The sequence below is a fragment of the Bacillus sp. LR--39 genome (assembly GCF_053613335.1).
This window is the reverse complement of sequence record NZ_JBSIOT010001009.1, coordinates 1-658: the sequence shown is the minus strand read 5'-3', so window position 1 is coordinate 658 and position 658 is coordinate 1. Positions and strand designations below refer to the sequence as shown.

Genomic DNA, 658 nt, shown 5'->3' with positions numbered 1-658 from the left:
GACGCCCTGCTATTTAAATACGTGGAAACGCTTTGTTCAGGAAGGGCTTCTTGATCAGGCCCGCTTGAACAAAAGAGTCATGGAATCATGGTACCGCTGCAAAAATCGAAATGTCAATCCGTATTTAGATAAAGGACAGTCAATTTTAAAAAAGGATTTATTCGACGCTCAAAAAAAGAAACACTCGTTATTCCTCGATATCGCCCTGCCTTATCTACACAATATCAGCCGTGAATTAAAAGAGTCGGAAATGATGGCGCTCCTGATCGATGCCGACGGGTACGTATTAAGCTTGGCCGGCTGCCGGAGGACGCTTGAAGAGGCGAAAAAAATCAATTTTGTCGAGGGCGTGCGCTGGACGGAAACAGAAGTCGGCACGAACGCCATCGGAACCGCACTTGAAATCGGCGAAGCTGTCACCATTCACGGGACCGAGCATTTTTCGGTCGCTTCCCACCATTGGAGCTGTTCTGCTGCACCGATTCGCGATGAAGACGGCACCGTTATGGGTTTAATCGATATTTCCTGCCTCACGGATAGAAGGCATCCCTTTATGCTTGGGATGGCTGCCACTGCCGCACACGCCATCGAACGCGAGATCAGCGCACATACGAAAAAAAACGAAGCCGAGCTCATCAGCCATTGTCTTGAAAAAATC

General features: G+C 48.6%; 1 protein-coding gene. It reads left to right on the top strand.

Annotated features, from left to right (window positions below):
• Positions 1-658 (top strand): sigma-54-dependent Fis family transcriptional regulator (locus ACWHAR_RS28095; protein ID WP_452088570.1); only part of this gene is annotated, 658 nt, incomplete at both ends.